Source organism: Pelomicrobium sp. (assembly GCF_036803785.1).
GTDB lineage: Bacteria > Pseudomonadota > Gammaproteobacteria > Burkholderiales > UBA6910 > Pelomicrobium.
The window spans coordinates 1-2,838 of record NZ_DAIRTR010000224.1 but is presented as its reverse complement, the minus strand read 5'-3'; the positions used below and the strand labels follow the sequence as shown (position 1 = coordinate 2,838).

Sequence of the window (2,838 nt, the reverse complement as noted above, 5' to 3'; positions counted from 1 at the left end):
GCCCTCGCCGACCTCGCCCACAGCCTGAAGACACCTCTGGCGGTGCTGCGAGGCATGGCCGATCCAGAGAGCGCCACCCCCCTTTCCCCGGCGGCGCTGGGCGAGCAGCTCGACCGCATGGGCCGGCTGGTGGAGTACCACCTCCAGCGCGCCGCAGCGGGGCGGGCCACCACCTTCAGCGGGCCGGTGGCGGTCAGGCCGATAGCCGAGCGCCTCATCGCCACCCTGGCCAAGGTCCACCGGGGAAAGCCCGTGGACGCCACCGTGGGGGTGGGCGCGCAAGAGGTGTTCCGCGGCGCGGAGGACGACCTCATGGAGGTGCTCGGCAACCTCCTGGACAACGCCTACAAGTGGTGCCGCACCCAGGTCCGGGTCGCCGCTTCGAGGAACGAGGAAGGGCTTTGCCTCACGGTGGAGGACGACGGTCCCGGGATCGAACCGGAAGAAGCCCAACGGCTTCTCGAGCGGGGCGTGCGGGCCGACGAGACGGTGCCCGGCCACGGCATCGGTCTCGCCGTCGTGCGGGACGTGGCCGGGGCCTACGACGGGACGCTCGTCATCGACCGCTCCCCCCTCGGGGGAGCCCGGATCACTGTGTGCTTCCGCGACTAAGCGGGGGCTGAAGGCGCAACGAGCGGGCAGCAGTGTCCGCCCCCCTCGCCCCACCCACCGGACGAAGCTCCGGTCGCAGGCGATGTTGAGTGTCCCCGGCACCCGCCGCGCCCTGGCCGCAGTCGACGGGCCGCACAAGCGCCTCGCGTCGAAACGGCGGGAGGCACGCCTGCGCAAGCGCCGCGCAAGGCCTTTTTTCATCAGTCGGGTCCAGCTGATCCTTTCCCGGGCGGCCCGGGCCTTGGCGAGCGGTTGACCGCCGATGCCGCGACCGGCCCCCGCCAGTCGTAGCCAGAAAGATGATGGATAGCAGTTGCCGAGGGAAGGGCAAGCGCCGAGCCATCTGGCGCGGTTTACGGCCGGTGCTCTAAACTGTCCCGGTCGCTGCCGCCGAGGAGGGATGCATGCTCTTCGAAAAAAAGATCGAAGGATTCCTGGAAGGCTTGAAGGAGAAAGGCGCCCTTCCACTGCGGGTAGAACTGTGGAACGGCCGCGCGGTCGAGCTTTCTCCCCATGCCACGGTGTTGTTACGGCTGAACGCCCCGACGGCGGCCCGCTACTTCCTGCGACCGACCCTGGCCAAACTGGGAGAGGCCTACGTCGAAGGTCATGTGGAGGTGGAAGGGCCATTAAGAGACGTGATCGGCGCTGCGGCCCGCCTCGCCGCGCAAGCGGGGGCCGGCCAGGGTCGCTCGCCCCTATGGCGTTGGGCCCATTCCCGCCGCACGGACCGGAAGGCGATCCAGTACCACTACGACGTTTCCAACGACTTCTACGCCCTATGGCTGGACCGCCACATGGTCTACTCCTGCGCCTATTTCAAGACGGGAGAGGAAGACATCCACGCCGCCCAGGAGCAGAAACTGGACCACATCTGCCGCAAGCTCATGCTGCGGCCCGGGGAGAAATTCCTCGACATTGGCTGCGGTTGGGGGGGTCTGATCCGCTGGGCCGCTAAGCATTACGGAGTCGATGCCACCGGCATCACCCTGTCACGCAACCAGTACGAATACGCCGTGAAGCGCATCGAAGAGGAGGGCCTTTCCGGTCGTTGCCGGGTGCTGCTCCAGGATTACCGAGACGTGCCGGGGCAGGCAATGTTCGACAAAATCGCCAGCGTGGGCATGTTCGAGCATGTGGGGCTCAAGAATCTGCCGCTTTATTTCAGCGTCATGCACCGCCTGCTCAAACCCGGCGGCATCGCGCTCAACCATGGCATCACCGCCGGCGATCCCGACAGCCGCTGGTCACCCCTGGGGGGCGGCGAGTTCATCGAGAAATACGTCTTCCCCCACGGCGAGCTGCCCCACCTGTCCCTCGCGATCCGGGAAATGTCTGCCCAGCGGCTGGAGGTGGCCGATGTGGAAACCCTGCGGCTGCACTACGCCAAGACCCTCTGGCACTGGGCTGAGCGGCTAGAGCAGAACCGGGTGCGGGCGGCAGCCCTGGCAGGGGAGAAACGGCTGCGCATCTGGCGCGTGTACCTCGCCGGCTGCGCCTACGCCTTCGAGCAGGGCTGGGTGACGATCCAGCAGGTCCTCGCCTTCAAACCCGCCCGGGCAGGCGAAAGTCCCCTGCCCTGGACCCGGGAGTACATGTACGCGCCCACCCCTTTAGCCAAGGCAGCCAGCCCCAGCCGGGTAGACCATCCCGGCTAGGTGCGGCAGAACTCGGCGATGCCGAGAGGCAAGTGCGGCAGCCGCAGCAGCCCGGCAATGCCGAAGGAGACGATCGCCGCGGCCGCGCCATAGCGCACCCAAGGACGCTGGAGAAACCCCCTCAGACTTCCGGCGAACCACCCCATGGCCAGCAGGTTGGGGAGCGTTCCCGCCCCGAAGGCCAGCATGACGAGGGCGCCAGTGACCGGGCTCGCCGAAAGCAGTGCGGTGAAGAGCACGCTGTAGACCAGGCCACAGGGTAGCCACCCCCACACCGTGCCAGCGGCAAACGCCCGGGGTAGGCTGTCGATGGGCAGCACCCGGGTTGTCCACGGCTGGAGTTGCCGCCACAACAGGCCGCCGGCGCGCTCCAGGTAGGCCACGCCGTGCCACAGACCCGCCACGGACAGCCCCAGGGCGATCAGCATGAGGTTCGCAGCGGCGTACAAGCCCTGCTGCATGGGAATTAGCCCCTCGACCAGAAGCCCCGCGGAGCCAGCCGCCCCTGCCGCCGCGCCCGCCGCCCCGTAGCTGGCGATGCGCCCCACGTTGTAGGCTGCCTGCAGCC

Annotated in this window: 3 protein-coding genes; 2 read left to right on the top strand and 1 reads right to left on the bottom strand. The window is 68.1% G+C overall.

Features of this window, described 5'->3' with window-relative positions; genetic code table 11:
- Positions 1–612, top strand: a 612-nt coding sequence (locus V7Q81_RS15535; RefSeq protein ID WP_333845135.1) for an ATP-binding protein, incomplete at its 5' end; no start/stop codon positions are given.
- Positions 613–1,016: 404 nt separating this feature from the next.
- Positions 1,017–2,270 (top strand): class I SAM-dependent methyltransferase, encoded by a 1,254-nt coding sequence (locus V7Q81_RS15530; RefSeq protein ID WP_333845133.1) that lies wholly within the window; start codon positions 1,017–1,019, stop codon positions 2,268–2,270.
- On the opposite strand, the gene V7Q81_RS15525 is transcribed toward V7Q81_RS15530, so the two are convergent.
- Positions 2,267–2,838, bottom strand: a 572-nt coding sequence (locus tag V7Q81_RS15525) for a sulfite exporter TauE/SafE family protein (protein WP_333845131.1), incomplete at its 5' end; no start/stop codon positions are given. The genes V7Q81_RS15530 and V7Q81_RS15525 overlap by 4 nt on opposite strands.